This window comes from Mesorhizobium sp. M0761, from assembly GCF_040320205.1.
Lineage (GTDB): Bacteria > Pseudomonadota > Alphaproteobacteria > Rhizobiales > Rhizobiaceae > Mesorhizobium.
On record NZ_JAMYPF010000001.1, the window covers coordinates 353,879 to 378,671 of the forward strand.

25 protein-coding genes are annotated in these 24,793 nt (G+C 64.1%); 13 read left to right on the forward strand and 12 right to left on the reverse strand.

Annotated elements, in window-relative coordinates; all coding sequences use genetic code 11:
• The first annotated feature begins 6 nt into the window (after positions 1 to 6).
• Positions 7 to 1,092, forward strand: a complete 1,086-nt coding sequence (locus NKI32_RS01705) for a PLP-dependent cysteine synthase family protein (RefSeq protein WP_023754941.1) — start codon at positions 7 to 9, stop codon at positions 1,090 to 1,092.
• A 19-nt stretch (positions 1,093 to 1,111) separates the two neighbouring features.
• Positions 1,112 to 2,587, forward strand: coding sequence for a pyridoxal phosphate-dependent decarboxylase family protein (locus tag NKI32_RS01710; RefSeq protein ID WP_027049893.1), 1,476 nt, complete (start codon positions 1,112 to 1,114; stop codon positions 2,585 to 2,587).
• Between the two features lie 27 nt (positions 2,588 to 2,614).
• On the opposite strand, the gene NKI32_RS01715 is transcribed toward NKI32_RS01710, so the two are convergent.
• The 3 genes from NKI32_RS01715 to NKI32_RS01725 all read right to left on the reverse strand — a co-directional run bounded on the left by NKI32_RS01715 (position 2,615) and on the right by NKI32_RS01725 (position 5,235).
• Complete coding sequence (locus tag NKI32_RS01715) at positions 2,615 to 3,019, reverse strand: YciI family protein (protein WP_023686152.1); 405 nt, start codon at positions 3,017 to 3,019, stop codon at positions 2,615 to 2,617.
• Between the two features lie 93 nt (positions 3,020 to 3,112).
• On the reverse strand, positions 3,113 to 4,522 hold the full coding sequence (locus tag NKI32_RS01720) for an ATP-binding protein (RefSeq protein ID WP_027049894.1): 1,410 nt from the start codon (positions 4,520 to 4,522) through the stop codon (positions 3,113 to 3,115).
• Complete coding sequence (locus NKI32_RS01725; protein WP_023670002.1) at positions 4,519 to 5,235, reverse strand: response regulator; 717 nt, start codon at positions 5,233 to 5,235, stop codon at positions 4,519 to 4,521. The genes NKI32_RS01720 and NKI32_RS01725 overlap by 4 nt, the downstream gene beginning before the upstream one ends.
• 258 nt (positions 5,236 to 5,493) lie before the next feature.
• Here NKI32_RS01725 and NKI32_RS01730 point away from each other — a divergent pair, with 258 nt between their 5' ends.
• The 4 genes from NKI32_RS01730 (at position 5,494) to clpS (ending at position 7,008) form a co-directional block, all read left to right on the forward strand.
• Positions 5,494 to 5,796, forward strand: coding sequence for a hypothetical protein (locus NKI32_RS01730; RefSeq protein WP_353001631.1), 303 nt, complete (start codon positions 5,494 to 5,496; stop codon positions 5,794 to 5,796).
• Between the two features lie 39 nt (positions 5,797 to 5,835).
• Positions 5,836 to 6,066, forward strand: coding sequence for a hypothetical protein (locus NKI32_RS01735; protein WP_023670004.1), 231 nt, complete (start codon positions 5,836 to 5,838; stop codon positions 6,064 to 6,066).
• A 155-nt stretch (positions 6,067 to 6,221) separates the two neighbouring features.
• Positions 6,222 to 6,569 carry a hypothetical protein gene (locus tag NKI32_RS01740; protein ID WP_023705924.1) on the forward strand — a complete coding sequence of 116 codons (348 nt, stop codon included), beginning with the start codon at positions 6,222 to 6,224 and terminating at the stop codon, positions 6,567 to 6,569.
• 133 nt (positions 6,570 to 6,702) lie between these two features.
• Positions 6,703 to 7,008 carry an ATP-dependent Clp protease adapter ClpS gene (gene clpS, locus NKI32_RS01745; RefSeq protein WP_023683679.1) on the forward strand — a complete coding sequence of 102 codons (306 nt, stop codon included), beginning with the start codon at positions 6,703 to 6,705 and terminating at the stop codon, positions 7,006 to 7,008.
• Between the two features lie 188 nt (positions 7,009 to 7,196).
• On the opposite strand, the gene NKI32_RS01750 is transcribed toward clpS, so the two are convergent.
• From NKI32_RS01750 to NKI32_RS01765, 4 genes are read right to left on the reverse strand one after another with little or no spacing between them, the layout of a single operon-like run.
• Positions 7,197 to 9,281 carry a hypothetical protein gene (locus NKI32_RS01750; protein WP_353001634.1) on the reverse strand — a complete coding sequence of 695 codons (2,085 nt, stop codon included), beginning with the start codon at positions 9,279 to 9,281 and terminating at the stop codon, positions 7,197 to 7,199.
• Positions 9,282 to 9,285: 4 nt separating this feature from the next.
• Positions 9,286 to 12,111 (reverse strand): DUF4159 domain-containing protein, encoded by a 2,826-nt coding sequence (locus NKI32_RS01755; RefSeq protein ID WP_353001636.1) that lies wholly within the window; start codon positions 12,109 to 12,111, stop codon positions 9,286 to 9,288.
• The gene (locus NKI32_RS01760; RefSeq protein ID WP_023701554.1) at positions 12,108 to 13,022 is read right to left on the reverse strand and encodes a DUF58 domain-containing protein; all 915 of its coding nucleotides are present in this window, start codon (positions 13,020 to 13,022) and stop codon (positions 12,108 to 12,110) included. Before NKI32_RS01760 ends, NKI32_RS01755 begins: the two co-directional genes overlap by 4 nt.
• On the reverse strand, positions 13,022 to 14,026 hold the full coding sequence (locus NKI32_RS01765; protein ID WP_023670009.1) for an AAA family ATPase: 1,005 nt from the start codon (positions 14,024 to 14,026) through the stop codon (positions 13,022 to 13,024). Before NKI32_RS01765 ends, NKI32_RS01760 begins: the two co-directional genes overlap by 1 nt.
• A 146-nt stretch (positions 14,027 to 14,172) precedes the next feature.
• On the opposite strand from NKI32_RS01765, the gene NKI32_RS01770 reads away from it, so the two are divergent.
• The 3 genes from NKI32_RS01770 to NKI32_RS01780 are packed head-to-tail and all read left to right on the forward strand — an operon-like array spanning position 14,173 to position 16,702.
• On the forward strand, positions 14,173 to 14,802 hold the full coding sequence (locus NKI32_RS01770) for a DUF1285 domain-containing protein (RefSeq protein WP_023670010.1): 630 nt from the start codon (positions 14,173 to 14,175) through the stop codon (positions 14,800 to 14,802).
• The gene (locus NKI32_RS01775) at positions 14,802 to 15,434 is read left to right on the forward strand and encodes a CoA pyrophosphatase (protein WP_023724971.1); all 633 of its coding nucleotides are present in this window, start codon (positions 14,802 to 14,804) and stop codon (positions 15,432 to 15,434) included. The genes NKI32_RS01770 and NKI32_RS01775 overlap by 1 nt, the downstream gene beginning before the upstream one ends.
• Positions 15,431 to 16,702: a CCA tRNA nucleotidyltransferase gene (locus NKI32_RS01780; protein WP_353001637.1), complete on the forward strand. Its 1,272-nt coding sequence runs from the start codon at positions 15,431 to 15,433 to the stop codon at positions 16,700 to 16,702. The genes NKI32_RS01775 and NKI32_RS01780 overlap by 4 nt, the downstream gene beginning before the upstream one ends.
• A gap of 6 nt (positions 16,703 to 16,708) precedes the next feature.
• Here NKI32_RS01780 and NKI32_RS01785 read toward each other — a convergent pair whose 3' ends face one another.
• The 3 genes from NKI32_RS01785 to hemF form a co-directional block, all read right to left on the reverse strand.
• Positions 16,709 to 16,894 (reverse strand): DUF1059 domain-containing protein, encoded by a 186-nt coding sequence (locus NKI32_RS01785; RefSeq protein WP_023670013.1) that lies wholly within the window; start codon positions 16,892 to 16,894, stop codon positions 16,709 to 16,711.
• Between the two features lie 232 nt (positions 16,895 to 17,126).
• On the reverse strand, positions 17,127 to 17,387 hold the full coding sequence (locus NKI32_RS01790; RefSeq protein WP_023686144.1) for a DUF1344 domain-containing protein: 261 nt from the start codon (positions 17,385 to 17,387) through the stop codon (positions 17,127 to 17,129).
• Positions 17,388 to 17,625: 238 nt separating this feature from the next.
• Complete coding sequence (hemF, locus tag NKI32_RS01795; RefSeq protein WP_353001641.1) at positions 17,626 to 18,540, reverse strand: oxygen-dependent coproporphyrinogen oxidase; 915 nt, start codon at positions 18,538 to 18,540, stop codon at positions 17,626 to 17,628.
• 275 nt (positions 18,541 to 18,815) lie between these two features.
• On the opposite strand from hemF, the gene NKI32_RS01800 reads away from it, so the two are divergent.
• The gene (locus tag NKI32_RS01800; RefSeq protein WP_023683688.1) at positions 18,816 to 19,073 is read left to right on the forward strand and encodes a hypothetical protein; all 258 of its coding nucleotides are present in this window, start codon (positions 18,816 to 18,818) and stop codon (positions 19,071 to 19,073) included.
• Here the strand turns inward: NKI32_RS01800 and soxR are convergent.
• Both soxR and NKI32_RS01810 read right to left on the reverse strand, forming a co-directional pair.
• Entirely contained in the window at positions 19,070 to 19,516 is a 447-nt protein-coding gene (soxR, locus tag NKI32_RS01805) for a redox-sensitive transcriptional activator SoxR (RefSeq protein WP_023691595.1), read from the reverse strand. The two genes, NKI32_RS01800 and soxR, sit on opposite strands and share 4 nt — an antisense overlap.
• A gap of 146 nt (positions 19,517 to 19,662) precedes the next feature.
• Positions 19,663 to 20,121 carry a tRNA (cytidine(34)-2'-O)-methyltransferase gene (locus NKI32_RS01810; protein WP_353001644.1) on the reverse strand — a complete coding sequence of 153 codons (459 nt, stop codon included), beginning with the start codon at positions 20,119 to 20,121 and terminating at the stop codon, positions 19,663 to 19,665.
• Positions 20,122 to 20,566: 445 nt separating this feature from the next.
• Between NKI32_RS01810 and NKI32_RS01815 the strand changes: the two genes are divergently transcribed.
• The 3 genes from NKI32_RS01815 to NKI32_RS01825 are packed head-to-tail and all read left to right on the forward strand — an operon-like array spanning position 20,567 to position 24,790.
• Positions 20,567 to 20,992 (forward strand): hypothetical protein, encoded by a 426-nt coding sequence (locus NKI32_RS01815; RefSeq protein WP_353001646.1) that lies wholly within the window; start codon positions 20,567 to 20,569, stop codon positions 20,990 to 20,992.
• Positions 20,993 to 21,000: 8 nt separating this feature from the next.
• A complete protein-coding gene (locus NKI32_RS01820) occupies positions 21,001 to 22,896 on the forward strand; it encodes an ABC transporter ATP-binding protein (RefSeq protein WP_353001648.1) in 1,896 nt (631 codons plus the stop codon).
• 10 nt (positions 22,897 to 22,906) lie between these two features.
• Positions 22,907 to 24,790 (forward strand): ABC transporter ATP-binding protein, encoded by a 1,884-nt coding sequence (locus tag NKI32_RS01825; RefSeq protein ID WP_353001650.1) that lies wholly within the window; start codon positions 22,907 to 22,909, stop codon positions 24,788 to 24,790.
• The last annotated feature ends 3 nt before the right edge of the window (positions 24,791 to 24,793 follow it).

Genomic DNA, 24,793 nt, shown 5'->3' on the forward strand with positions numbered 1-24,793 from the left:
TCTACCATGTTGCATCAGCAGAAAATCAGAACCACGGCCGGCCGCGGCCGCCTGTTCGACAGCATTCTCGACACCATCGGCGACACGCCGGTCATCCGCGTCAATAATCTCGGACCGGCGCACGCCACCATCTACGTCAAGGCCGAGTTCTTCAATCCGGCTGCGTCGGTGAAGGACCGGCTGGCGCTCAACATCATCGAGGAAGGTGAACGCACCGGCGCGCTCAAGCCGGGACAGACCATCGTCGAGGCGACCAGCGGCAACACCGGCATCGGTCTTGCCATGGTCTGTGCGCAGAAGGGCTACAAGCTGGTGGTGACGATGGCCGACAGTTTCTCGGTCGAGCGCCGCAAGCTGATGCGGATGCTGGGCGCCAAGGTGGTGCTGACGCCGCGCGCCGAGAAAGGCTTCGGCATGTACAAGAAGGCGGTGGAACTGGCCGAAGCCAATGGCTGGTTCCTGGCCCGCCAGTTCGAGACCGAGGCCAACGCCGACATCCATGAAGCAACCACGGGACGCGAGATCGTCAACGATTTCGCCGGCTCGCGGCTCGACTATTTCGTCACTGGCTACGGCACCGGCGGCACCGTCGCCGGCGTGGCGCGGGTGCTGCGCCGCGAGCGGCCTGAGACTCGGATCGTGCTCACCGAACCGGTTAATGCGCAGCTTGTCGGCAGCGGCAAGCCGCAGATGCGTGGCGCCGGCGGAGCGCCGGCCGCCAGCCATCCGGCTTTCGAACCGCACCCGATCCAGGGCTGGACGCCGGATTTCATCCCGCACGTCCTGCAGGAGGCCATCGATGGCAACTTCTATGACGAGGTGATGCCGATCGCCGGGCCGGAGGGCATGAAATGGGCCAAGGCGCTGGCGCAGCAGGAAGGCATCTTCACCGGCATTTCCGGCGGTTCGGCTTTTGCCGTGGCGCGCCAGATCGCCGGCACGGCACCGGCCGGATCGGTGATCCTGTGCATGCTTCCCGATACCGGTGAACGCTACATGACCACGCCTTTGTTCGACGGCATCGAGGCCGAGATGAATGCGGAAGAGCTTGCTCTCTCGCGCTCGACGCCCGGTTGCCAGTTCCCGGCATGATGACGCGGGAGCAAATTGCATGGACGCGATGCCTGGACACTCGGCTACCAGTACCGAGGAAACGCTTGACCCCTCGGACTGGGCCGATGTGCAAAGCCTGTCGCATCGGATCGTTGACGATGCTGTCGCTTACCTGCGCGATGTCAGGCAACGGCCGGTGTGGCAGGAGATGCCTGGAGATGTGAGGCATTTCTTCACCGCCTCGCTGCCGCAATCGCCGACCCCGCTTGCCGACATCTATGGCGATGTCGTGGACAAGGTGATGCCCTATCCGATGGGCAACATCCATCCGCGCTTCTGGTCCTGGTATATGGGGTCGAGCAATTTTACCGGCGCGATCGGCGATTTCCTGGCGGCAATCCAGGGCTCCAATCTAGGCGGCGGCAACCATGCCGCCGCCCTGATGGACGGCCAGGTGGTCGACTGGTGCAAGCAGATGATGGGCATGCCGGCTTCGGCCAGCGGTACGCTGGTCAGCGGCGGCTCGATGGCCAACATCATCGGGCTCACCGTGGCGCGCAACACCAAGGCCGGCATCGACGTGCGCGAGCACGGCGTTGGAGCAATCGAAAAGCCTTTGCGCTTCTATGGCTCGGACCAGGTCCATTCCTGTCACCGCAAGGGGATGGAAGCGCTCGGTCTCGGCAACAAGGCGCTGCGCCGCATTGCCAGCGACGCCGGCCTGCGCATCGACATTGAAGGTTTGAGGACTGCGATATCGGAAGATCGCGCGGCCGGGTTCAAGCCGGCCTGCATCATCGGCAACGCCGGCACTGTCAACACCGGCGCCATCGACGATCTGCAGGCGCTGGCCAAGCTGGCGCATGAGGAGGACCTCTGGTTCCATGTCGACGGCTGCATCGGCGCGCTGATCGCGATCGCGCCTGAGAATGCACATCGCGTCGCCGGCATCGAATGGGCCGATTCCATCGCGCTCGATCCGCACAAATGGCTGCATGCGCCTTTCGAGGCAGGCTGCGCGCTGGTGCGGGATGCCTCGGCGCATCGCAAGACCTTCGCGGTGACGCCGGAATATCTGGAGTCGACACCGCGCGGCCTCGCCTCCGGGCAATGGCTGCACGATTACGGCCTGCAGACGTCACGCGGCTTCAAGGCACTCAAAGTGTGGATGGCGTTGCGAGAACACGGCGTCGAAAAATTCGGCCGCCTGATCGACCAGAACATTGCGCAGGGGCACTATCTCTCGGGCCTGATCGCGGCCGAGCCAGCGCTCGAACTGACGGCGCCGACCAGCATCAACATCGTCTGCTTACGCTATCGCGCGGATGGTCTCGATGGCGAGCGTGCGAAAGCGCTCAACACCGAGATCATGCTGAGGCTGCAGGAAGACGGAACCGCCGCCATTTCCGACACGACGGTGCACGGTCGGCATTGCCTCAGGGTGGCGATCAACAATCACCGGACCCGGCGCGAGGATCTCGACCTTCTCGTCGCCGAAACGGTCCGCTTGGGCAACGAGATCGCTTCTGCCTGACCGGCCATGGGGTAGGGCAAGCGGCTCTCAGCCGCTGGCGGCCTCCTGGAAATCGCCCTTCGTCACGGGGAACGCCAGGCCGGGAAGGTAAAATGTGATCGGCCGGATTTCGTAGACTGCCGAGGGATTCACGCGGCGCAAGTCGCGCGCGGCCGCAATCGCCGCCTCCTGCGTGGCGCAGTCGAGGACATAAAGACCCAGCAATTGTTCCTTGGTCTCGGCAAACGGCCCGTCGATGACGATGCCTTCGCCCGGACCGCGCAGCGTCACGGCGTCGGCGGTCGCGCCCAGTCTTGCCGCCGGCCCGAGCTTGCCTTCGCGGGTCAGCCTAGCGTTGACTTCGAGCAGGTCGTGCATCAGCGCCGCATCCTGCTGCGGCGTCAGGGACTGGATGGTCTGTTCGACGTGATAGGCCAGGATGGCGTAAAACATGCGGCGATCTCCTCCTGTTCGAGCGGCTGCACTATTGCAAGGTTGGGTTGGCTGATCCACCCCCGGTGCCCATTGAGACGCTAGTCTGCTGCCTTATGCCGCCAGCGGCAGGCTGAGCTCCGTCAGCAGGCCGCCGCGGGGATGGTTGGACAGGTTGACATCGCCGCCAGCGGCACGCGCAATGTTGCGGGCAATGGTCAGGCCGAGGCCGAGGCCGCCGGTCTGGCGGTTGCGCGATTGCTCCAGCCGCACGAAGGAACCGAACACCTGATCGAGCTGCGCCTGCGGTATGCCCGGCCCCTCGTCGCGGATAACCAGCGTGACCGTGCCGTCCGACTGCCGCAGGCTGACATGGGCTTTCTTGCCGTAGGTCACGGCATTCTGGACCAGATTGTTGACGCAGCGCTTGAGCGCCACCGGCCGCGCCATGCAGATCATGCCGCGGGGCCTTGCACCGTCATGGTCGAACGAGACGTCCTCGAAACTGTCCGCGATCGATTCAACCAGCGACCAGAAATCGATCCGCTCGCTCTTCTCCTCGGTGACTTCGAAGGTGGCGAAGTCGATGACGGAGCTGGCGATGCTCTCGATGTCGGCGAGGTCGTGGGCCAGCGCCTCGCGCGCCGTCGATCTGCGCAGCAGTTCGAGGCGCAGCCGCATGCGGGTCAGCGGCGTGCGCAGATCGTGGGCGAGGGCGGCGGCCAAATGTTCGCGATCCTCGACATAGTCGCGCAGCCGGACCTGCATGGCGTTGACGGCCTTGGCAGCGGCGCGGATTTCGCGGCTGCCGGTCTCGGCGATCGGGGGGCTCTTCAGGTCCGTGCCGATCCGGTTGACCGCCGTTTCCATCATCCGGTAGGGCGCCGTCAGCCGGCGCAGCGACCAGATCGACATGATCACCACCAAGGCCGCGATCAGCGAATAGAGCGGCAGGCTGTCGAAGCTCAATATCGGTCCGACCGGCGTGTTGGGCTCGGTGAAATTCAGCCATTGGCCGTCGGCGAAGCGGACAGATGCCGTCAGCTTGTCGCTCTGGGCGAAGCTGGCCGCCAGCGATAACAGGTCACGCTCCACCGCGCCGACATCCTTGGTCACGGCCACACCGCCAGGCGCGTTGGCTGCCTCGGTTGCCGGATCGCGCCGGACGCGGGCGTCGGTGATGCCGAATTTCGACAGCCGCCCGACCAGAATGTCCTCGAGCTCGGCCAGTTCGTCGTCGCCGGCGATCGACGAGGTGACCGCGGGCGTGTCCGAAACGGTGAGCGCATAGGTGGCGTTGAACAGACCGGAGGCCGTCAGCTTGCGCTGCTCCGGCGTGTCGTCATGCATCAGCTGCACCAGCGAATAGGCGCGGTCGTTAAGCCGGTAGAGATCGACCTCGTCATTGGCGACGGCGCGATCGCGCGAGACGATATAGAGCGTAGCGACCTGGCTGATCAGCAGGCCGGCAATGACGATGAGCAAAACCCAGACCGGCAGGGTTTGCGGCAGGAACCGTCTCATTCGGAGGTGGTCTCGGGCAGGAACTGGTAGCCGCCGCTGCGCACGGTCAGGATCAGTTTCGGCGTCTTGGGGTCGTCTTCCATCTTGCGCCTGAGACGGCTGACCAGGATGTCGATGCTGCGGTCGAAGGAATAGTCGCTGTCACCGCCGGAAAGCTCGATGAGCTGGTCACGGGTGAGGACGCGCTGCGCGCTTTTGACGAAGGTCTGCAACAGGTTGAACTCCGCCATCGTCAGTTCGACCCTGACGTCGCCCGGCGCCATCAGCCGGCGGCGCGAGCAGTCCATCGTCCAGCCGGCGAAATGATAGATCTGCTTGGTGGTGGCCCGCTTCGGCTCGGCAGCACCATTGCGCCTCAAAACGGCGCGGATACGGGCCAGCAGCTCGCGCGGATCGAAGGGTTTGGGCACATAGTCGTCGGCGCCCATTTCCAGGCCGACGACGCGGTCGGTGGTCTCGGTCACCGCCGTCAGCATGATGATCGGCGTCGAGTAGCTGGCGCGCAGGTCGCGGCAGAGCTCCAGCCCGCTCTTTCCTGGCAGCATCACATCAAGCACGATCAGGTCTACCTGCGTGCGGCGCAGTATGTCTTCCATCTCGACGCCGTCGGCGGCAACCGTGGTGCGCAGGCCGCGCTTCTGGAAGAATTCCTGAAGCAGGTCGCGAATGCCCTTGTCGTCGTCGACGATCAGTATGTGCGCATCGGATTTCACGGCGATCCTGTCATTGCTGGCGGCCGGTCGGCGGCTGCCTTCTGAGTCTGCTTCTGTGGCGTCACCCACACGATAGAATTCTGGCCACATGTTGGCCAGCGGCGATGATCGCCCGCAAAGCCGATTTGCCAGAAACAATCCAGAAACAAAATTCTATAGTCCGGAAAAACTCCCGAAAAAAATCAAGGGCATAAAGGGTGCCGTGGCGGTCAGGACATCGGCTGCGACGCGAAGTCTCCGGAGTAACGGACATTACCGATGCACAGGTTCACGATCAGCTTGATGGGTGCGCTGCTCAGCATTCCGCTCGTCACAGCCGCGATCGGAGCCACAACCGCAAAGGTGACGCCGATCACAAGGAGCGAGCGCTGCATCGATCTCAATCGCCAGGTAGACGAAGCCCTCGAAACCCATGCCGCGGCAACGCAGGTCACCGCGGTGAAAGCACTGCAAAGAAAGGGAAACCGGTTCTGCGCCAACAAGAAACAGGCACAGGGTATCCGGATGCTCGCGAACGCTTTGAAGCTGCTTGGAGTGACACCGATCGACCCGGTTCAGTGACACTCGAAACTCGACCCGCACAAAGAAGGAAATGAAGCCATGAAAAAGTCCATCCTCTCCGCCACCGGTCTCGCCGTCGCTCTCGCTTTCGCAATGCCGGCTCTGGGCAATGCCGCTGCCACCACGACCGCTGCTCCGGCTGCTTCCACGACCACCGCTCCGGCGACCACGACCGCCAAGCCCCCGGTGAAGAAGGTCGTCGCCAAGAAGCCCGTCAAGAAGCACAAGAAGGCGAAGAAGGTCGTCAAGACGGACGCCCCGAAGGCCTGATCCAGACAGCCAACAGGCTTGTCTGTAACAAGGCCGCTCCAGCACCCCCCCGGCTGGAGCGGCCTTGTCGTGTGAGAGCATGATTACCCGTTGATGGGTGCCGGCCACCCAGGACTTTAACCCGTTTGCAATGCCGGTCCGGTAGGACAGCCCGCATGAAGAAGCGGCTTTCATCCATTCTGCGCTCGATGGCCATCGGCGGCCTTGTGGCCTCGGCCATGGTCAGGGTGCTGATCCAGTTCACCGCCAGCCCGGTGCCCGATCCGGTGAGCGGGCGCACGGAGCCGTCGCTGTTTGCACCGGCAATCTCCAGCAGCTGGCAATACATCACACCATGGCAAAGCCTGCTGCTGACCGTGATCACCGGCGCGGCGCTGGCCTGCTTCTTCGGCTGGCTCGCGGTCGCCTGGGTCGAATACAAGGCGGCCGGATCAAGGCCCGATGCGGCATCCAGCGCACGGCAATTCCAGGCTCGTCGCGTCGCCGACCGCCAGGGCCGTTGAACCGCAGCGCACAGTTCCTAAATTTGTGAACGGCAGCACTTCCGGGAAGCCGGTTTGGCGCGCCGATCAAAATGGACGACGGCTTTCCCCCATGACAAAGTGAGAGCGACCCCTCGCGCGATACCGGTTCCCGATGCCTGAAATCAGCTCCAAACCCCGGACCAAGACCAAGCCGCAGACCGAGCGACCGAAGCTCTACAAGGTCATCCTCATCAATGACGATTTTACGCCGCGCGAATTCGTGGTGACGGTGCTGAAGGGCGAGTTCAAGCTCAGCGAAGACCAGGCGAACCGGGTGATGATCACCGCGCACCGGCTCGGCGTTTGCGTCGTTGCCGTCTTCACCAGGGATGTCGCCGAGACCAAGGCGACACGGGCCATCGACGCGGCCAAGGCCAAGGGGTACCCGCTGCTGTTTACGACGGAGCCGGAGGAGTAGGTTGAGCGTCTTTCTCCCCGTCACTATACGGGGAGAAATGTCCGGCAGGATAATGAGGGGCAGCGCCGAGGTCGATGACAGTTCGCTTGCGCGGGCCGAGGAGATTGCCAACAACCTCAGGCTCGCGCTGCCCCTCATCCGCCCTTCGGGCACCTTCTCCCCGTGAACCGGGAGAAGGATAAGCGGTGCTACCGTCCCTCTCTGTACCACATCGCGCCCATGGCCAGCAGCAGCAGGCAAAGGCCGAGGAAGCCGCCGAACAGGGGTACGCGCGAGACGGCTTTGAGCACGCTGTCGTCGGTGCTGCGCAGGCCGATCCAGTCTGCGCCCGAGGCCGCACCGGAGGCGCGGACCGGGACGATGGAGGGCAGGGCGACACTGCCGGTGATCTGGCCAAGGGTGGAGGAGGCCGCCAGCCGGCGCACGCTGCCGCCGGTGGCCTCAGTCGGAGCCTTCAACCGGTCCTCGGTGGAGACGACGTCGGAGAATTCCGGCGCGTTGACCGGGCCGACATGGGCGAGTGCGGTCAGGTCACCATTGCCGATCTGGTAGAGGCCGATCTCCTTGGTCTCGATGCTGCCCAGGAAAACGCCGGGTTCGGACTTCTCCAGCTTGACGATCAGCGCCTTGCCCGAAGGGGTGATCACCTGCGCCGGGCCGGGATCGTCGCTCATCGTCTGGCGGCGGATTTCCAGCATCATGCCGCGGCCGTCGGCGGTCAGCCGCTCTTCCTCGAGTTCAGGTTCCTTCATCAGCCAGTGGGCGATGCGGCGGTAAAGCTGGACATGCGGCCCGCCACCCTCGAAGCCGCGCGCCCATAGCCAGCCCTGATCGGACAGAAGCATGCCGACGCGGCCTTCGCCCTTATGATCGAGCAGAAGCAGCGGGCGGTTGTCGGCGCCCTTCATCACCACTTCGCCTTCGGGGTTCTGCACGCCGATGGTGCGGAACCAGCGGCTCCAGCGCGGCGGCTCGGTCGCCGAGCCGTCGAGGCCGCGCGTCACCGGATGGCGCTGGCCGAGATCGGTGAGGCGCGGATAGAAGGCCTTGTCGATGACTTCGCCGGTCGGCATTGCCGGCAGCGACGACATTAGCGGGGTGCGGGCGATCGAGGCGTCGCCGGCATATTCCGGCCCGGCGGCAATCAGCAGCGCGCCGCCCTTTTCGACATATTCGGAGATGTAGTCGTAATAGAGGATCGGCAGCACGTCGCGGTGCTGGTAGCGGTCGAAGATGATGAGATCGAAATCCTTGATCTTCTCGACGAACAGCTCGCGGGTCGGGAAGGCGATCAGCGACAGTTCGTTGATCGGCGTGCCGTCCTGCTTTTCCGGCGGCCGCAAAATAGTGAAATGGACGAGATCGACCGAGGCGTCGGATTTCAGCAGGTTGCGCCACGTGCGCTCGCCGGCATGCGGTTCGCCGGAAACCAAAAGCACGCGCAAATTCTCGCGGATGCCGTCGATCAGCGCGATGGCGCGGTTGTTGGCGTCGGTCAGTTCGCCCGGCTCGCGGTCAATGGAGAGTTCGACGATGTTGCGGCCGGCGCCGGGGATGGTCACCTGCAGCGGCATCGCCTGGCCGATGGTCGCCTCTTCGACCGCGACCTGCTCGCCATTGACCGAGACGCGGACATCGACCGGGCCGGTTTCGCCGTCGGTGGCGATGACCCGGTAGGTCATGTCGAGCGGCTTGCCGACCAAGCCGAAGCGCGGCGCATTCTCGAAGCGGATGCGGCGGTCCTTCTCGTGCTCGTTGCCGGTGATCAGCGCGTGCAGCGGCGCATTGAAGTCGGGGGCGGCCGGCGCGTCATGCACCTCGCCATCGGTGATCATGATGGCGCCACCGATGCGCGAGGGCGGCACGTCGCGGAACGCGCCTTCAAGCGCTGCAAAAAGCTTGGTCTCGGTGCGCTCGTCGGCGGCTTCCGACTTGCCGGCCTCGATGACGCGGACGTCGAACTGCTTGAAGCGGTCAAGGCGCTGCTGCAAACCGGCAAGCGCTTCGTCGGTCTGTTTGGTCCGGTCGCCGATATCCTGGCTCTGGCTGCGGTCGACGATGACGGCAACGACGCTCTTCAGCGCCTCGCGCTCCTCATCGAGGAAGACCGGATTGAGGAGTGCTGCGCCCAGCGCAATCAGCGCCGCGAAGCGGAAGATCGCGCCGCGCTGGCGAAACCACAAGCCGACAGCCGCCAGCACCAGCAGCGGTGCGAGCACCAAAGCCAGCAAGGGCCAGGACAGCAGCGGTTCGAAGGAAATCGACCAGTTCATAGGCTTACTGCCCCAACCGTTCGAGCAGGATGGGCACGTGCACCTGGTCGGATTTGTAGTTGCCGGTCAGCATGTACATCATGATGTTGACGCCGGCGCGCAGCGCATAGATGCGCTGCATCGGATCCGATGGCACGGTCGGCAAAAGCGGGTCACCATTCCCGTCGACGGCCCAGGCGCCGGCAAAATCATTGGCGGTGATCAGGATCGGCGAGACGCCGTCGCCGACGCGTACCGGCCGATTCTCGGCATTGCTGGCCTCGAGCGAGGCTTCCACCCAGAGCGGGCTGCCGGAGAAGCGGCCGGGAAATTCGGGCAGGATGAAGAAGGATTTGGTCAGCACATGGTCGGCGGGCACCGGCTCCAGCGGCGGCACGTTGAGATTGCCGAGAATGTCGCGCAACCGTTCCGTCGCCGGGCTCGCCGAATCCGCACCGATGCCGTTGGCGAACTGGTCGCGCGTGTCGAACAGCACCGTGCCGCCCTGCTGCATATAGGCGTCGATGCGGGCGATCGCGGCTTGGCTCGGCATCGGCGCGGAAGGATCGATCGGCCAGTAGATCAGCGGATAGAAGGAAAGCTCGTCCTTCGAGATATCGACGCCCGCCGGCGCGCCCGGCTCGAGCGCGGTCTTCTCGATCAGGAAGCGGGTCAGGCCTTCGAGCCCGGCGCGGCTGATCGAATCGTCACCGGGCACACCGGTCAGCACATAGGCGATGCGGGTCTTGGCAATATCCTCGATTGCCGCGGCATCGCCGGGCTTGGCGTCGTCGGCGCGGGCGAGGTCGGCATGGCCAAACAGCATGCCGAGGCCAAGCAGCAGCGCAGCCGTCGTTGCCGCGGCCGATCGGGCGCGGCGCGGTCGGCGCGACATCAGCCCGCCCATCCAGAACACCGCCAGCGTGTCGAGCAGCATAAGCACAAGGGCCCCTGTGACCAGCGATCCCTTGAGGTCGCGCGATTCATCGAAAGCGTACTGGATATTGGTCACCGGCACTGTGAATTGCGGGCGCACCAGCGGCGCGAAGGCGGTGGCCGGGTCGAGCAGATTGTGGGCGAAAACGCCGGTTTCCGAGCCATAGAGGCCGGGCGGGTTCTCGAACGTCACCGGCAGCGAGCCGGCGCCAGGGACCAGCGGTCGTGCGTCCGGCGTCGGCGGCACCAAAGTGCCGTCGGCGGCTATCATGCGATAAGGCGCCAGCGACGTAGCAGCGGCTTCGGCGTTGGCAACCGCCGCACCCTGGTTGCGCGACAGCTGCACGATGCGCCGCAGCATCTCGACGAAGCTGCCGGAGATCGGCAGCGTCGACCATGTCGCTTCCGGGGTGATATGGAACAGCACCAGCGTGCCCTTGCCCTTCTTCAACCCGGTCACCAGCGGGGTGCCATCGGCAAGGGTTGCCCAGGTGCGCTCGACGATGTCCGGCGTCGGTTCGGCCAACACCTGCCGGCTCACCGTGACCTCGGCCGGCGGTGCGAGGTCGGCGAACGGGCCGTTCTTCGGGAATTCGGTCACCGCTTGCGGCGTCGTCCATGACAGCGCGCCGCCAAGCGAGCGCTCGCCGGTGCGCAGCCTGACCGGCAGAAGGTCGTCGTCATTGCCGGCGGCGGCCAGCCGCGAACCGGCGAAGCGCACCAGCGTGCCGCCATTGTCGACCCAGTCGACCAGCCGCTGATGGACCTGCGGCGGAATGGTACCGATATCGGCCATGACGATCATCGCCGGCTTCTGGTCGAGAAGCTGCGGGATGGCGTCGGCGAGATCGACGCTCGACGGTTCGACCAGATCGGCGAAAGGCTGCAGCGCGCGCCTGATGTAATAGAGCGGCGACAGAAGCGGCTGCGCCTGGTCGGCCTCGGCCTGCGATAAAAGTCCGACGCGGCGGCGCTTGGAGCTTTCGTCGAGCACGCGCACCGCACCTGCCTGGCGTTCGCCGTCGAGCGCGATCGAGGCGAAGTCGTTGCGCAGTTCGAACGGCACCGCCATCGTGCCGGTGGCAGTAGTCTCACCCGGCGCGAAGGTCAGCGTCGCGTCGGCGATGCGGCGGCCCTTATCGTCGAAGGCGCCGGCGGTGACTTGTGCCGGCGCCGGATCGCCGGGCGCGCGGATGGCGGTCAGGGCGAAGCCGTCGACCTGATTTTCGGCGCCAGTGAGCCCAGTCAGCGCCAGCCGGTCGGAATTGGCCCAGACGACACGGGCGGCGTTTTTCGACAGCAGTGTGTTGAAGGCGGCCTCGTCGCCCTTTGCCGCAAGGCCGTCGGCGAGAACGGCAACGCTGGCGCCGGGCAAGGTTTCCAGCACGCCGGCGACGCGGGCATAGACAGCGGGTCGGTCGGTCGGGATCGGCCTCGGCTTGGCGGCGCGCAGCCGGTCGAGGGCAGCCGCCGCATCGAAGGGGCCGATCTCGGCGTTCGGCTTTTCGGCGGTGAAGGCGATGACGACCGGTACGCCGTTCGAACCGGCATCGGCGATCAGCCGCTGGGCGGTGGCGACGCGCTTGCCCCAGTCGGCGGCACTCGCCCAGTCATTGTCGATGACGAGCGCCAGGGCGGCGCCCTCGGCCGGCAATTTTTCGCGCGGATTGAAAACGGGTTCGGCTAATGCCGCGACGACAAGGGCTGCCATCAACAGCCGCAGCAGCGTCAGCCACCACGGGCTCTGCTGCGGCGTTTCCTCGCGCTTCAGCACGCGAGCGAGGATCTTCAGCGGCGGAAACATTTCGGACTGCGGCTTGGGCGGTGTGAGCCTGAGCAGCCACCAGATCACCGGCAGCGCCAGCAGGCCCCACAACACCATGGGAGCGCCAAAGGAGAGCGGCAGCCAGCTCATGCGCCGGCCCTTCCCACGAATGCGCCATCGGCGGTCATCGCCATGTGGATGCGCACCAGCGCCTCGGAAGCGAGGCGGTCGGTGTGGTTGACGGTATAGCTCCAGCCGAGGCGCTTGCACCAGCTGGCCAGCTCCTGGCGGCGGGCGGTGTAGAGCAGGCGATATTCGTCGCCGAGCATTTCGGCGCGGCCGGCGGTCAGCTTGTCGCCGGTCTCGGGATCGGTGAATTCGGTGCGGCCGGCATAGGGAAAGGTCTCCTCCGCCGGATCGGCAACCTCGATCAGATGCGCACGCACGCCATGCCGCGCCAGCACATCGAGCCATTCCATGGTCTCCTCGACCGGGTCGAGGAAATCGCTGACGACGACGATGTCGCAGAAGCGGCGGATGGCGGACAGGTCAGGCTTTGCCGGCGGGTCGGCGGCGTGCATCAATTGCGCCGCGATGCGCTCGGCGCCGTTGCGGGCGGTGAACGGATCGGTCAGGCCGGGCCAGGCGATGCGCTCGCCGCTGCGAGATAGTAATTCGGCCATGGCCAGTGCCAGCACCAGCGCGCGCGATTCCTTGGAAACGCTGGCGCCAGTCGATTTGTAGAGCATGGAGGGCGATGGGTCGGCCCAAAGCCACACCGTGTGGGCTGCTTCCCATTCGCGGTCGCGCACATAGGTGTGGTCGTCCCGGGCCGAACGGCGCCAGTCGATGCGCGAGGAATCGCCTTCGACATAGGGGCGGAACTGCCAGAAATTCTCGCCGATGCCGCGCTTGCGGCGGCCATGCCAGCCGGCAATTACCGTATTGACGATACGGCGTGCCTCGACCAGCAGGTCCGGCACCAGCGAAGCCCGCAACCGGCCCCTGGCGAGCGCGTCGCGCGTCGCTGCCGGTGCCTGGACTTCGCCGATACGCGCCATCAGATTCCTTTGGCCAGTTTCGCTACCACGTCGCGCACGGTCGTGCCCTCGGCGCGGGCGGCAAAGGTCAGCGCCATGCGGTGCTGCAGCACCGGTTCGGCCAGCGCGCGGATGTCGTCCACCGACGGCGCCAGCCGCCCGTCATAAAGCGCGCGCGCACGGGCGCACAGCGTCAGCGCCTGGCTGGCGCGCGGGCCGGGACCCCAGGCGACATGCTTGTCGGTCTCGGCATTGCCCTGGCCGGGACGCGCCGAACGCACCAGTTTGAGGATGGCGTCGACGACGCTTTCGGGCACCGGCATACGGCGGATCAGCGTCTGGATTTCCCTCAGCCGCGCCGGCTGCAGGACGTTTTGCGCCTTGGCGTCCTCGATGCCGGTGGTTTCGAGCAGGATGCGCCGCTCGGCCTCGATTTCGGGATAAAGGATGTCGACCTGCATCAGGAAGCGGTCGAGCTGTGCTTCGGGCAGGGGATAGGTGCCTTCCTGCTCCAGCGGGTTTTGCGTCGCCAGTACATGGAAGGGCGCGGGCAGGTCGTGGCGAATGCCGGCGATGGTGACGTGATATTCCTGCATCGCCTGCAGCAGCGCCGACTGGGTGCGCGGCGAGGCGCGGTTGATCTCGTCGGCCATCAGCAATTGCGCGAAGATCGGGCCGGAGATGAAGCGGAAGGAGCGCTTGCCGGCCTCGTCCTGTTCCATCACCTCTGAGCCGAGAATGTCCGACGGCATCAGGTCGGGTGTGAACTGGATGCGGCGCGAATCGAGGCCGAGCACGACACCGAGCGTTTCGACCAGCTTGGTCTTGGCAAGGCCGGGCACGCCGACCAGCAGCGCATGGCCGCCGGCAAGCAGCGCCACCAGCGTGCGCTCGACCACCACTTCCTGGCCGAAAATGACGCGGCCGACGCCGTCGCGCACCCTGGAAATATCGGCCAGCGCAGTCTCGGCCTGGGCGATCATGTCCTTTTCGCTGATTGGGCTTTCCTTGACCATTACGCTCATGCCGCATCGATCCTTGTGCTGGAAGTACCGGCTTGCACTGCAGTGTGCCTTAGAATGCCGCGATTCGGCTTCGCCTGGCGCCTACGAATGAATTTAAATCACAGACTTAGGCTGACAAGCGGAACAACAGTGACTATTTCGTGACCATGACGGAACGCTCCGAACATCGCGAACACAGCCTTGCTGCCGCAACCGAGGCGCGCGGTCTCGAAGCGTTGATCTCGCGTGCGGCTCGCGCCGGCAAGGGCGCGGCGCCGGTGGAGCGCTGGAATCCCGACTTCTGCGGCGATCTCGACATGGAGATCAAACAAGACGGAACGTGGTTCTATCTCGGCACGCCGATCGGCCGCATGCCGCTGGTGCAGCTGTTTTCCAGCGTGCTGCGCAAGGACGAGGATGGCAGGACCTATCTGGTGACGCCGGTCGAACGGGTCGGCATCCGCGTCGTGGACGCGCCTTTCATCGCGGTTGAAATGGATGTTTCCGGCGCCGGCGCCGAGCAGACCATCACCTTCCGCACCAATGTCGGCGATGTCGTCGAGGCCGGGCCTGGCCATCCGCTGCGCTTCGTCGACGAGAACGAGACCGGCGGCCTGAAACCCTATGTGCTGGTGCGCGGGCGGCTGGAAGCGCTGGTGGCGCGGCCGGTGATGTACGAACTGGTCGAGCATGGCGAGGAGATCGATATCGGCGGCAAGACGATGTTTGCCGTGCGCTCGAAAGGCGAAATCTATCCGATCATGCCGGCGGAAAAACTGAAGCGGCTGAGCGCATGATGGATCAGGTGAGGCCGCCGCCGTTTTCCACAGCGGATTTTCGCGCGCGGGTCGCGGCGCAAGCTGAAGCCCATGCCGGCGACGATTATGGCGATCATCGCTTCAACCCCGGCCATCCACGGTTGACGCAGCTCAAAGCGCTGCGCGACGCCGCGGTGCTGATCCCGGTCGTCGATCATGGACGCGATGCGACCGTGCTTTTGACCAAGCGGGCGGAAAAACTGCGCAGCCATTCCGGGCAGGTGGCTTTTCCCGGCGGCACCATTGATCCCACCGATGCGACCCCGGAAGCAGCGGCCTTGCGCGAAACCTTCGAGGAGATCGGGCTCGGCCAGGACCGCATTGAGATCATCGGCCGCATGCCCGATTATGTCGCCGGCAGCGGCTATCGCATCGCCCCGGTGCTGGCGATCGTCGAGCCCGGTTTTACGCTGTCGCTCAATTCCGACGAGGTCGACGCCGCCTTCGAAGTGCCGCTTTCGTTCCTGATGGATCCGGCCAACCACACCAGGGACAGCCGCATGTGGAACGACCTGGAATGGTTCTTCTACGATATGCCCTATGGCGGCCAGCGCATCTGGGGCGTCACTGCCGGCATCATCCGCACGCTCTATGAAAGGCTCTATGCTTGAGTGATCCGATATCGCTGGCGGGCAAGGCCGACTGGCTGGGTGAAAAGCATCTGCAGCGGCTGCTTGCCGTGCTGGCGCAAGGCGGCGAGGAAGCTCGCATCGCGGGCGGCGCGGTGCGCAATGCACTGATTGGGCAGCCGGTCGCCGATATCGACGTTGCTACCACTTGCCTGCCCGAGGAAACCGTTCGCCGCGCCGAGGCGGCGGGCTTCAAGGCGGTGCCGACCGGCATTGAGCACGGCACGATCACGGTGATTGCCGGCGGCGCGCCCTATGAGGTCACAACGCTGCGCGCCGACATCGAGACCGATGGCCGCCGCGCCAAAGTGTCGTTCGGCCGCGACTGGAAGGCCGACGCCGAACGGCGCGATTTCACCATCAACGCGCTCTATGCGGAGGCTGACGGGACGGTGGTCGACCTGGTTGGCGGCGTCGGCGATATCGAGGCACGAAGGCTGCGCTTCATTGGCGATGCCGAGCAGCGGATCCGCGAAGACTATCTGCGCATCCTGCGTTTCTTCCGCTTTTTCGCCTGGTATGGCGAGGGTCGGCCCGATGCCGAGGGATTGAAGGCCTGCGCCCGGCTCAAGGACGGTCTCGCCCATCTCTCGGCCGAACGCATCTGGTCCGAGCTGAAGAAGTTGTTATCGGCCCCAGATCCGTCGCGCGCCTTGCTGTGGATGCGCCAGGCCGGCGTGCTCACCAGCGCCCTGCCGGAAAGCGACAAATGGGGCATCGATGCCATTCATGGGCTGACCAAGACAGAAAAGGATCTGGGCTGGGCGCCGGACCCGCTGCTCAGGCTGGAGGCGATCGTGCCGCCCGATGCGGCGAGGATGAAGACACTGGCCGAGCGGCTGAAACTTTCGACCACTGAGGCGGAGCGCCTGCGCCACTGGGCGCTGACGGCTGCCGTCGAGCCCAAGACAAGCGAAGCGGAACTGGCCAAGAAACTCTATCCCGGCGAGCGCCAGGGTTTTCTCGATCGCCTGCGGCTGTCGCTGGCGTCGGCGCGAGCGCGGGCTCTCGAGGACAATGACGCGCTGGTTCAGGCCGGCGGGTTTTCGCGCCTGCTCGCTTTTGCGCTGAAATGGGAAAAACCGGTGTTCCCAGTCAAGGGCGGCGATCTGACGGCGCTTGGCGCGTCGCCGGGGCCAATACTCGGTGCGATCCTGAAAAACCTGGAAAAGGAATGGATCGGGTCCGGCTTTGCGCTCGATCGCGACGCGCTGCTGGAGCGCGCCGCGGAAGCCTTGAAGGCCAGATAGGACTGCTCAGGCCGCGTCGCGAACTTTCTCGATGCGCGAGCGGATCGCCTCGATCATCGTCTCGCGAATGACCGTTTCGCCATGTGTCTCGCGCATATGGTCGACGGCGCGGCGCATGACCTCGGCTTCCTCACCGGCACGGGTGTGCCACTCACAGCCGGGAACCAGCGAGCCGCAATGGAATTCCTTCATGGATTTTCTCCTTTTCCTCCTTGGAGCCTGTGCCTCTCATGGGCACACGAAGCTCCGCCATCTCTGTTCCGCGCCCTGTCACAGCAGTCGGGTTTCGGGGGCGCGCACGGGGGAGTTAGCATAACACGGTTCCACGAGTTTGGTTGCCGTGGGGGCGAAAAAGGCGGAGCAGCGCTGCTCCGCCCCCTCTTGCCAGGCTAAGCCAAGGCGAGAACGTTCGGTCTTGTCCCGATCACTTCTCGATCTTGACGGACTCGGCAACCTTGTTCTTGCCGCTCATGTCCCAGGAAACGCGGACCTTTTCGCCGGCCTTCAGGCCAGGATCCTTGAAGGTCTTGGGCAGCGTAAAGGTCGATCCATCGTCCAGAACGAGGCTCATGGCCGTGCCATCATAGGTCTTGACCGTGCCCGTGGTGTGCTTGACCGCGGCAAAGGCAATCGAGCCGGAAGCGAGAAGGGCAGCGGCGGCTGCCGAAACAATGAGCTTTCGCATGTAATACTCCTGGAAATGCGGGCATCCGTTTGGAAAATGCTCCGCCTTGTTCAGGGCCGTCCGGTAGCGTCGTGTCGCGGTTCGGGACTGAACCGCCGGCGCTTCCCGGCCCGAAACGACAAATAGTCGTTTTATTTCAATCGCCTATTAGACGAAAAAGATAATGGCGATGCCACATTGGCTGCCCAGATTCGGCGAATGGGACGTCAATGCGGCTCACGTTTCGCTCACCGATTTTTTACGGCCACCGGACCTCCGGCGGCAGGCTGGACAGGATCGAAGCGACATTGCCGCCGGTCTTCAGGCCGAAGATGGTGCCGCGATCGTGAAGAAGGTTGAATTCGACGTAACGGCCGCGGCGAATGAGCTGCTCGTCGCGGTCGTCGTCGGTCCAGTTCTCGTTGAAATGGGCGCGAACCAGGTGTCCGTAGACGACAAGGAAAGAACGCCCGACATCCTGGACGAAGTTCAAATCGGCATTCCAACCGCCTTTCTCCTCCCCCGAATGCAGCCAGTCGAAAAAGATGCCGCCGACGCCGCGCGGCTCGTTGCGGTGCGGCAGATAGAAATACTCGTCGCACCAGGCCTTGAACTTCGGGTGGTCGGCGACCGCGGCATTCTTCTCGCAGGCGAACTGCATGGCTCGATGGAAGGCGACCGTGTCGGGGTGATCTTCCGTGCGGTTGCGGTCGAGCACCGGCGTCAGATCGGCGCCGCCGCCAAACCAGTGGCGCGACGTCACGACCATGCGGGTGTTCATGTGCACGGCCGGCACGTTGGGGTTCCAGGGATGCGCGATCAACGAAATGCCTGATGCCCAGAAGCTCGGGTCTTCCTCGGCGCCGGGCATCTGCTTCCTGAATTCGGGCGAGAATTCGCCATAGACGGTCGAAGTATGGACGCCGACCTTCTCGAAGACGCGGCCGCGCATCATCGACATGGCGCCGCCGCCGCCCTTTCCATTGTCGCGTTCCCACGGCGTCTTCTCGAAGCTGCCGGGCGACCATTCGGCCAGTGGTCCCTGCAGTTCCTGTTCGATCTGCTCGAAGGTTGTGCAAATGCGCTCGCGCAGCGTCTCGAACCAGAGCCTAGCCTTCATTTTCTTCTGTTCGATGTCGGGTGGCAGGCCTGTCGGTATTTCTGGTCGTTCCAAAATGCTGTCTCCGGTCGCGGCCGACAAAGGACCTAGTGGAGTGAATTTGACATTTGCACACAGCGTGGCGCAGGGCACGATGCAAATGTCAAATTCGAAAACTCCACCAGAAACATAAACTTGCTAGCGGTCCTTGTGATTCCAACATTCGCAACGGCGCCTGGGGATTAGGGAGGCGAATGTTGGAATCGGACCACTAGCCTTTTCCGGGCGCGATCCCTAATCTCTTAGGGGCAAGGGTCAAGTGTCATCTGGTTCGGCCCAGGAGTTCTTTCATGCGCACGCCGGCAAGACCGCCGCTGCATGGCCTGAAGAAAAGGCTCGATCGTTCACGCGCCGAGCGCGAGCGCATGCCGCGTGACGGGTTTTTGCGCGAGACCTTCGTCCTGCCGCGCCCGGATGCGCGGCTCAAGGCCAAGGAATGGTTCGAGCGTTTTCCCAAGCAGGCCTACTGGACCGAGATCGAAAGCTGGTTCGAGCGGCCGGGCGACGTAATCGAATTCACCATACGGCGGCTGCCCGCGGCGGATTAGGATTCCACAAGCAGTCGCCTTGCGCCCGGCCCTTGCGCACTCAAGCGATCTTCCCTGTTTCGCAGCGGGCATTTGTCGATCGACATGCAGCCGCAGCCGATGCAGTCGGTAAGGCCGTCGCGCAGCTTCTTTAGCTGAGTGATCTTGCGATCGAGGTCGTCGCGCCAGCCGGTCGACAACAGGTTCCAGTCCTCGCGCGTCGGGGTACGGCCTTCTGGCAGCGATTCAAGTGCGGCGCCGATCTCGGCCAGCGAGATGCCGACCTCCTGGGCGATCCGGATGATCGCCACCCGCCGCAGCACGTCGCGGCCATAGCGCCGCTGGTTGCCCGACGTGCGGTGGCTGCGGATCAGCCCGCGCGCCTCGTAGAAATGCAGCGCCGACACCGCCACGCCGCTGCGCATGGCCAACTGGCCGACCGTCAATTCCTTTACCGGAGCCATCTCGATTTTCCGCTTGACCTCAACTTAAGTTGAGCTTGTAGCCAGGAAATGTCGATAGGGCAATTGAGGAGAAGGCGATGTGCGCCTGGGTGAGAATGATGCAAGACGCAAGGGCCGTTGGCGATGACGACAACGCGTTGAAGGTTCTAGCCGAGTTGCCGGATGGCTTCACCGGCGACCATGGCGACGGACAGCGCGACGTTGATGCTGCGCGTGCCCGGCTGCATCGGGATCGTCAGCCGCGCATCCGCCGCCTGATGGACAGGATCCGGCACGCCGGCGGATTCGCGGCCGAACAGCAGGATGTCGCCTTGGGCGAAGCTGGAGCCCGTATAGGGGGTCGCGGCTTTGGTGGTGAGCAGCACCAGCCGGCAGGCTTGGCCCTTGCGCCAATCCTCGAAGGCGTTCCAGTCGACATGCCGGGTCAGGGCAGCCATTTCGAGGTAGTCCATCCCGGCGCGCTTGAGCGCTTTGTCGGAGAGCGGAAAGCCGGCTGGTTCGATGATGTCGACGCCAAGGCCGAGGCAGGCGGCGAAGCGCAGGATTGTTCCGGTGTTGCCGGCGATGTCAGGCTGGTAGAGGGCGATGCGGAGACGGTGGTTCATTTCCGCGTCTTTCTAATAAGTGGCAGATCGGCCACAGCGGGTGGCTGGTTTTGGAAATTGCTGGACCTGCGGGTGGCCATTTTCTGCGAAGTCGATTATACCGCAGGCATTGTCAACCCGAACCGATGGAGGGGTATTTCATGCTGACCATGCACATCCTGCGCCCCTCCCGTGGGCTTACCTGCCTGCCGGCGGTTTCGGTACGACGATTTACCTGATTTCTTAGATCTGATCGCACCGATTCCCGCCGAACCCAATTTTCGGCTCTTGAAGGAATCCTGCGATGTTTTTCAACCGGTTAAAGGGGCCTAGAGCCCCAGCTGAGCATGTCGCGACCGAGGCCTATCCTCGTGTCCCGACGGATGCAATCCGTGCCTCCGGCCGAAGGCCGGCGCACGACATTGCTTCGCCTTTTTATGTCTATTTTCACACGGAGGACGGACCGATGTTCGATCCCTATAAGATACCTGGTTCAAGAAGCCTGCACGAACGCAAGACGGCGACCTGGGCGTTGCTGGTCGGCGAGACCTATTCGTCGGCGGTTCATGCCGAGACGCGCCGGCGTCCGCATCGCGGCATGTTGCCGGATGTCGATTTCTCGCGTGCGGTTCCCGACCACAGCCGGCCGTCGCTGGTGCGCCGGATCATCCGGCTGATCCGGCCGGGCGCGAAAAACCGGACTGGCGGCGGCGTGCCGTCAGCTCAGTCGAAGGCTTCTGTCGGTGAAAAGCCCGCAAGTCCCTATATTGCGCGAAGCAGGACCGATGGCCCGGGTGATTCCGGGCGTCAGTCCCCGCCGACGTACGGTCTGGGGAAGCGGAGCGCCCCGGGGATTTTTCCCGCGCCGCATGAGCGGACAACAGTTTTGTGAGCATCACTATGTTTAGCTGGTTTGAAAGAAGGCTCGATCCGTTCCCCGCAGCGGAACCGGTCGAGCCGCCGAAGACGCTGGTTGCCTTCTGCGTGCATTATACGCGCGGCGCCTGGCCATACATCATCGTCGACGCGGTGCTGGTGACGGCGATTGCCATCGCGGAAGTGTGGATGTTCGGCTTCATGGGCCACATCGTCGACTGGCTGTCCAGGCAGAACCGCGAAACCTTCCTGCAGACCGAGAGCTGGAAGCTTGCCGGCATGGCCTTCGTCGTGCTGTTCGCGCTGCCGGGTACGGTATGGCTGCATTCTTTGCTCAACCAGCAGACGCTGATGGGCAACTACCCCATGCGCATCCGATGGCAGGTGCATCGTTATCTCTTGAAGCAGTCGATGAGCTTCTACCAGGACGAATTTGCCGGCCGCATCGCCACCAAGCTGATGCAGACGGCACTCGCCGTGCGCGAATGCGTCATCAAGGTGATCGAGGTGCTCAATTACGTCATCGTCTATTTCCTCGGCATGCTGTTCATCGTCGGCTCGGCCGACTTGCGGCTGGCGGCACCTCTCGGCGTCTGGCTGCTCGGCTATATCGGGTTGTTGCGCTATATCATCCCGAAGCTGGGCAAGGTCGGCGAGGCGCAGGCCAATGCGCGCTCGACTATGACCGGCCGCGTCGTCGACAGCTACACCAATATCCAGACGGTAAAGTTGTTTTCCCATGCACGGCGCGAAGCAACGTTCGCGAGAGAAGGCATGGCAGGCTTCCTCGACACGGTCTACCGGTCGATGCGGCTGGTGACGGTGCTTTACGGCCTGCTCTATATCCTCAACGCGCTGCTCCTGTTTTCGGTGACGGCGACGGCGCTGTGGCTGTGGCTCGGCCAGGCGGTGACGATCGGCGCCGTCGCCGTGGTCATCGGCCTCGTGCTCCGTATGTGGGGCATGTCGCAGTGGATCATGTGGGAAATGTCGAGCCTGTTCGAGAACATCGGCACGGTGCAAGACGGCATCGCCTCGATCTCGCTGCCGCGCCTGGTCGAAGACCGGCCGGGGGCGAAGGACATTGCCGTCACCAAGGGCGAGATCCGCTTCGACGACATTCGTTTCCACTATGGCAAGCAGAAGGGCGTCATCGAGAACCTGTCGCTGACGGTGAAGCCCGGCGAGAAAGTCGGCATTGTCGGGCGCTCGGGCGCGGGCAAGTCGACGCTGGTCAATCTCCTGTTGCGGTTCTACGACCTCGAGAACGGCCGGATCCTGATCGACGGCCAGGAGATCGCTTCGGTGACGCAGGATTCGCTGCGCGCGCAGATCGGCATGGTGACGCAGGACACTTCGCTGCTGCATCGTTCCGTGCGCGACAACATCCTTTACGGGCGGCCCGATGCGACCGAGGAAATGGTTGTCGAGGCAGCCGGGCGGGCCGAGGCGCTGGAGTTTATCGACAGGCTTTCGGATCACACCGGACGTAAAGGGCTCGACGCTCATGTCGGCGACCGCGGCGTCAAATTGTCCGGCGGCCAGCGGCAACGCATCGCCATTGCTCGCGTTATGTTGAAGGACGCACCGATACTTATCCTTGACGAAGCGACGTCGGCGCTGGATTCCGAAGCCGAGGCCGCCATCCAGGAGAATCTCTACAAGCTCATGCAAGGCAAGACCGTTATCGCCATTGCGCACCGGCTGTCGACCATCGCGGCGATGGACAGGCTCGTCGTCCTCGACAAGGGCCGTGTCATAGAGGAAGGGTCGCACGAGGAACTCGTCGCCAGCGGCGGGCTCTACGCGCAGCTCTGGCAGCGCCAGTCGGGCGGGTTCCTGCTCGATGACGGTCCGGTCGATGCCGCCAATGACGCTGTTGCCAACGACATCGGCTTGAAGGGTGAAGCCGCAGAGTGATGACGTCAGCATGATGACAGCCGTCTATCGCTGGTTCGAGGACTGGGTCTATCCGTTCAGGGAGCCGGCGGACCTTCGGCCACCGCCAAGCGTCGGCGGCTTCCTCTGGCACTATGTCGGCCAGGCGAAGTTCGCCTTCTTCGCCATGCTGGTCATCGGCGGCATCGCGCCGCTGATCGAGGCCGGGCTGTTCTACTTCGTCGGGCGGCTGGTCGATATTCTCGACCAGCTTCCTGGCGAGCGCAGCTGGCACGCGCTGTGGACCGCCGCCGGGCCTGAGCTTGTTTTCATGATCGCAGTGGTGCTGGTCATCCGGACCGTCGTCGTCGGCCTGTCGGCGCTGGTCAACGAACAGACGATCACGCCGGGCTTCTACAATCTGGTGCGGTGGCAGGCGCACCGGCATGTGTCGCGGCAGTCCTACACTTTCTTCCAGAACGATTTCGCCGGCCGTATCGCGACAAAGGTCTGGCAGGCGGGGCAGGCGACCGGCGACCTGATGGAGAGCTTCATCGAGGTCATCTGGTTCATGCTCATCTATACGGTGACGACCTTGGCGCTGGTCGCCGGGCTGGATCTGCGCCTGGCCGTGCTGGTGGTGATCTGGATCCTCGCTTTCGCCTGGCTGGCCAAGCTCTATCTGCCCTCGATCCGCAGGCATGCCGAGGCCACGGCCGAAGCGGGCTCGATGATCAATGGGCGCATCATCGATTCCTATTCCAACGTGCAGACGCTGAAGCTGTTCTCGGCCGATGGCGACGACCGCTACATCAAGAACGGCTTCGACATCTATCTCGATGCACTACGGCCCTTCACCCGCCGACTGACCGGCGTGCGCATGGCGCTGACGACGCTGTCGGGCATCATGATCACCGCGATTGGCTGCTTTGCCGTCTATCTCTGGGTCGAAGGGTCGATCACCGTCGGCGCCGTCGCGTTCACGCTGTCGCTGGTCTTGCGGCTCAACATGCTGCTCGGGCGCGTGATGATGCAGCTCAACGGCATATTGCGAAATCTCGGCGTCCTGGAAAACTCCAAGGCGCTGATCTCGCAGCAGCTTGGCCTTGTCGATGCGCCGGATGCGAAAGAGCTTGTCGTCGCCGGCGGCCGCATCGAGGTGAAGAATGTCGAGTTCCACTACGGCAAGGGTTTTGGCGTGCTGAATGGCATCGACCTTGTGGTCAAGCCTGGCGAGAAGGTCGGGCTGGTCGGGCCGTCGGGCGCGGGCAAGACGACGCTCGCCAACCTCATCTTGCGCCTCTACGACCTCGAGAGCGGCAAAATCCTGATCGACGGGCAAGACGTCGCCGAGGTGACGCAGAACTCGCTGCGCGCCAATATCGGCGTGGTCAGCCAGGAGACGGCGCTGTTCCACCGCTCGCTACGCGACAACATCAAGCTCGGCATGCCGGATGCAACTGACGCCGAGGTGATCGCGGCGGCGAAGAAGGCCGAGGCGCACGAGTTCATATTGGGCCTGCGCGATAACCGGGACCGTACCGGCTACGAGGCTTTTGTCGGCGAGCGCGGCGTGAAACTGTCGGGCGGCCAGCGCCAGCGCGTCGCGATCGCCCGCGTCTTCCTCAAGGATGCGCCGATCCTGATCCTCGACGAGGCGACCTCGGCGCTCGATTCCGACATCGAGGCGGCGATCCAGGAGAATCTGGCCAGGCTGATGGAGAACAAGACGGTCATCGCCATAGCGCACCGGCTGTCGACCATCGCCGCGCTCGACCGTCTTGTGGTGCTGGACGGAGGCCGCATCGTCGAACAGGGCACGCATGACGAGCTGGTGGCGCTCGACGGGCTCTATGCGCGGCTGTGGAAGCGGCAGTCCGGCGGCTTCCTCTACCACGAGGAAAGCGTGCTGGAAGAGACACGGCCGGCGGAGTAGGGC

What these genes read in the sequence shown, in the direction of transcription:
- NKI32_RS01710 (WP_027049893.1), top strand. Translation starts at nt 1,112, where the DNA reads ATGGACGCGATGCCTGGACACTCGGCTACCAGTACCGAGGAAACGCTT.
- NKI32_RS01740 (WP_023705924.1), top strand. Translation starts at nt 6,222, where the DNA reads ATGAAGAAGCGGCTTTCATCCATTCTGCGCTCGATGGCCATCGGCGGC.
- NKI32_RS01730 (WP_353001631.1), top strand. Translation starts at nt 5,494, where the DNA reads ATGCACAGGTTCACGATCAGCTTGATGGGTGCGCTGCTCAGCATTCCG.
- NKI32_RS01820 (WP_353001648.1), top strand. Translation starts at nt 21,001, where the DNA reads ATGTTTAGCTGGTTTGAAAGAAGGCTCGATCCGTTCCCCGCAGCGGAA.
- NKI32_RS01765 (WP_023670009.1), bottom strand. Translation starts at nt 14,026, where the DNA reads ATGAGCGTAATGGTCAAGGAAAGCCCAATCAGCGAAAAGGACATGATC.
- NKI32_RS01775 (WP_023724971.1), top strand. Translation starts at nt 14,802, where the DNA reads ATGGATCAGGTGAGGCCGCCGCCGTTTTCCACAGCGGATTTTCGCGCG.
- NKI32_RS01735 (WP_023670004.1), top strand. Translation starts at nt 5,836, where the DNA reads ATGAAAAAGTCCATCCTCTCCGCCACCGGTCTCGCCGTCGCTCTCGCT.
- NKI32_RS01785 (WP_023670013.1), bottom strand. Translation starts at nt 16,894, where the DNA reads ATGAAGGAATTCCATTGCGGCTCGCTGGTTCCCGGCTGTGAGTGGCAC.
- NKI32_RS01715 (WP_023686152.1), bottom strand. Translation starts at nt 3,019, where the DNA reads ATGTTTTACGCCATCCTGGCCTATCACGTCGAACAGACCATCCAGTCC.
- NKI32_RS01755 (WP_353001636.1), bottom strand. Translation starts at nt 12,111, where the DNA reads ATGAGCTGGCTGCCGCTCTCCTTTGGCGCTCCCATGGTGTTGTGGGGC.
- clpS (WP_023683679.1), top strand. Translation starts at nt 6,703, where the DNA reads ATGCCTGAAATCAGCTCCAAACCCCGGACCAAGACCAAGCCGCAGACC.
- NKI32_RS01770 (WP_023670010.1), top strand. Translation starts at nt 14,173, where the DNA reads ATGACGGAACGCTCCGAACATCGCGAACACAGCCTTGCTGCCGCAACC.
- NKI32_RS01750 (WP_353001634.1), bottom strand. Translation starts at nt 9,281, where the DNA reads ATGAACTGGTCGATTTCCTTCGAACCGCTGCTGTCCTGGCCCTTGCTG.
- NKI32_RS01810 (WP_353001644.1), bottom strand. Translation starts at nt 20,121, where the DNA reads ATGAACCACCGTCTCCGCATCGCCCTCTACCAGCCTGACATCGCCGGC.
- NKI32_RS01825 (WP_353001650.1), top strand. Translation starts at nt 22,907, where the DNA reads ATGATGACAGCCGTCTATCGCTGGTTCGAGGACTGGGTCTATCCGTTC.
- NKI32_RS01705 (WP_023754941.1), top strand. Translation starts at nt 7, where the DNA reads ATGTTGCATCAGCAGAAAATCAGAACCACGGCCGGCCGCGGCCGCCTG.
- NKI32_RS01720 (WP_027049894.1), bottom strand. Translation starts at nt 4,522, where the DNA reads ATGAGACGGTTCCTGCCGCAAACCCTGCCGGTCTGGGTTTTGCTCATC.
- NKI32_RS01760 (WP_023701554.1), bottom strand. Translation starts at nt 13,022, where the DNA reads ATGGCGCGTATCGGCGAAGTCCAGGCACCGGCAGCGACGCGCGACGCG.
- soxR (WP_023691595.1), bottom strand. Translation starts at nt 19,516, where the DNA reads ATGGCTCCGGTAAAGGAATTGACGGTCGGCCAGTTGGCCATGCGCAGC.
- NKI32_RS01790 (WP_023686144.1), bottom strand. Translation starts at nt 17,387, where the DNA reads ATGCGAAAGCTCATTGTTTCGGCAGCCGCCGCTGCCCTTCTCGCTTCC.
- NKI32_RS01800 (WP_023683688.1), top strand. Translation starts at nt 18,816, where the DNA reads ATGCGCACGCCGGCAAGACCGCCGCTGCATGGCCTGAAGAAAAGGCTC.
- NKI32_RS01815 (WP_353001646.1), top strand. Translation starts at nt 20,567, where the DNA reads ATGTTCGATCCCTATAAGATACCTGGTTCAAGAAGCCTGCACGAACGC.